Raw genomic sequence first — 2,787 nt, forward strand, 5'->3', positions numbered from 1 at the left:
CTGTGCGTGGTCTCGGTGCTGCGCAACATCCACGGCCTGGCGGCCTGGTTCGTGGACTCGCGCATCCCCTTGCTGGAGGCACGCTTTCCCTACGCGCCGCCGCCACACGTCGACGCCTACCCGGTGCTGTTCGATGCGCCGGCCCGCTTCGGCACCGGTGACGGCGCCATCGCCTTCGACGCGCGCTACCTCGCGCTGCACGTGCGCCGCGACGAAGCGGCCATGACCCAGTTGCTGCAGCGCGCGCTGCCGCTGACCGTGCGCTCCTACCGGCGCGACCGCCTGCTGGTGCAGCGCGTGCGCCAGTTGCTGGCCAGCCAGCCGCTGGACACGCACAACGCCGACGACCTGGCGGCCCTGCTGCACACCTCGGCCCGCAGCTTGCACCGGCAACTGAAGGAGGAAGGCGCCAGCCTGCAGGCGCTGAAGGACGAGGTGCGGCGCGAGCGCGCAAGCCAGTTGCTGTTGCGCACCGAACGACCGATCAAGCAGGTGGCCGAGGCGGCGGGCTTTCGCAACGAGAAAAGCTTCATTCGCGCGTTCCGGGCCTGGACGGGGCAGTCGCCCGGGGAGTGGCGGCGGCGATGAAAAGGACACACAAAAAGCGCGTCACAATCGGGAATCATTCTCATTTGATCCTCGCCCCATGATGCTGCGCATTCCCCAGGTGCTGACGCCCGAGCAGGTGCGCCAGTGCCGCCAACTGCTGGAGACGGCCGACTGGGCCGATGGCCGCGCCACCGCCGGCCACCTCGCCGCCAAGGTCAAGGATAACCAGCAGCTCGGCGACGACCAGCCCGCCGCGCGCCAGGTGGGCGACCTGATCCTGCAGGCCCTGGGTCAGCACCCACTCTTCATGTCGGCCGCCTTGCCGCTGAAGGTGCTGCCACCGCGCTTCAACCGCTACCAGGGCGGCGGCCAGTACGGCGCGCACGTGGACGCGGCCATCTTCAGCGTGCCGGGCACGCCGCACCGCGTGCGCAGCGACCTGTCGGCCACGCTCTTCTTCAGCGAGCCCGACGAGTACGAGGGCGGCGAACTGACCGTGCAGGACAGCTTCGGCCCGCACAGCGCCAAACTGGCGGCCGGCGACCTGGTGCTCTACCCCGGCACCAGCCTGCACCACGTCACGCCCGTCACGCGCGGTGTGCGGCTGGCTGCCTTCTTCTGGATCCAGAGCCTGGTGCGCGACGACAGCCAGCGCGCGCTGATGCTGGAACTGGACACCGCCATCCAGCAGCTCGCGCGCGACACGCCCGGGCACCCCTCGCTGGACAAGCTGACCGGCGTGTATCACAACCTGCTGCGCCAATGGGCGAACACCTGATGCCGAACGGGCGCAAGCCGCCCCTGGCCCGCATCCCGCCCGAGGTGGCGGCCGTCGGCGACTACGAGCCCCTGGCGCGCGAACGCATGGCGCCGGCGGCCTGGTCCTGGCTGCAGGGCGGCGCGGCCGACGAGATCACCGTGCGCGAGAACCAGGCCGCCTTCCAGCGCCTGCGCCTGGCCCCGCGCGTGCTGGCCGACCTGGCCGGCGGCCACACGCGGCTCACGCTGCTGGGCCAGGCCTTCGAGCACCCGGTCTTCGTGGCCCCCGTGGCCTACCAGCAACTCGCGCACCCGGACGGCGAAGTGGCCACCGTGCTCGCGGCCTCAGCCCTGGGTGCGGGCATGGTGGTGAGCACGCAGGCCGGCCTGCCGCTGGAAGACCTGGCGCGCCAGGCGACGGCGCCGCTGTGGTTCCAGCTCTACGTGCAGCACGACCGCGGTTTCACCCGCGAGCTGGTGCACCGCGTGGAAGCGGCGGGCTACCACGCCCTGGTGGTGACGGTGGACGCGCCCGTGAGCGGCGCGCGCAACCGCGAGCAGCGCGCGGGCTTCGCGCTGCCACCGGGCCTGAGCGCGGTGAACCTGCGGGGCGCGAAGCACCTGCCCCCGCACACAGCGCCGCCGGGCCAGCCCCCGCTGTTCGGCAGCCCGCTGGTGGAGACCTCCCTGACCTGGCGCGACATCGCCTGGCTGCGCCAGCAGACCGTGCTGCCCATCGTCCTCAAGGGCGTGCTCGCCCCCGCAGACGCGGTGCGCGCGGCCGACGAAGGCCTGGCCGGCGTGATCGTCTCCAACCACGGCGGGCGCGTGCTCGACACCGTGCCCGCCACCATCGACGCCCTGCCCGCCATCGCGCGCGCCGTGAGCGGTCGCCTTCCCTTGTTGCTGGACGGCGGCATCCGCCGCGGCACCGACGTGTTCAAGGCCCTGGCCCTGGGCGCCTCGGCCGTGCTGGTGGGCCGCCCCGTGTTGCACGGCCTGGCCGCCGCCGGCGCGCCGGGCGTGGCGCACGTGCTGCAGCTGCTGCGGGCGGAACTGGAAATGGCCATGGCGCTGACGGGCTGCCGCACGCTGGCGGACGTCGACGCGTCGCGGATCTGGCGCAGTGATTGAGTCCATTTGTGCAAATTGATTTGCACATAAAAGGCATAAAAGATAAAATCTAATTTCATGCCGAAACAATCACAGGCCCTGTTGAACCTCACGCCAGCCACGCTGAGCGCCATCGAAACGATGGGCTCGCACCTGGCGCTGGCGCGGGTGCGGCGCAAGGAATCGCTCGCCACGCGCGCCAAGCGCGTCGGCGTGTCCGTACCGACCCTGGTCAAGATGGAAAACGGGGACCCGACCGTCTCGCTGGGCGCGTACGCCCAGGCCCTGTGGCTGATCGGTCGCGACAGCGAACTGGCGCGCCTGGCGGCCCCCGAATTCGACCGCGAGGCCATGGAGCAAGACGTG

4 protein-coding genes are annotated in these 2,787 nt (G+C 71.1%); all 4 read left to right on the top strand.

Features of this window, described 5'->3' with window-relative positions; translation table 11 throughout:
• Window positions 1-588: helix-turn-helix transcriptional regulator (locus VLG41_RS21275; protein ID WP_325351384.1), on the top strand; the 588-nt coding region annotated here is incomplete at its 5' end.
• Between the two features lie 58 nt (window positions 589-646).
• Entirely contained in the window at window positions 647-1,327 is a 681-nt protein-coding gene (locus tag VLG41_RS21280) for a Fe2+-dependent dioxygenase (protein ID WP_325351385.1), read from the top strand.
• Window positions 1,312-2,442, top strand: coding sequence for an alpha-hydroxy acid oxidase (locus tag VLG41_RS21285; protein WP_325351386.1), 1,131 nt, complete (start codon window positions 1,312-1,314; stop codon window positions 2,440-2,442). Before VLG41_RS21280 ends, VLG41_RS21285 begins: the two co-directional genes overlap by 16 nt.
• Before the next feature lie 57 nt (window positions 2,443-2,499).
• Window positions 2,500-2,787, top strand: a 288-nt coding sequence (locus VLG41_RS21290; RefSeq protein ID WP_325351387.1) for an XRE family transcriptional regulator, incomplete at its 3' end; no start/stop codon positions are given.

The sequence above is a fragment of the Hydrogenophaga sp. genome (assembly GCF_035481345.1).
Lineage (GTDB): Bacteria > Pseudomonadota > Gammaproteobacteria > Burkholderiales > Burkholderiaceae_C > Hydrogenophaga.

What these genes read in the sequence shown, in the direction of transcription:
- VLG41_RS21280 (WP_325351385.1), top strand. Translation starts at nt 647, where the DNA reads ATGATGCTGCGCATTCCCCAGGTGCTGACGCCCGAGCAGGTGCGCCAG.
- VLG41_RS21285 (WP_325351386.1), top strand. Translation starts at nt 1,312, where the DNA reads ATGGGCGAACACCTGATGCCGAACGGGCGCAAGCCGCCCCTGGCCCGC.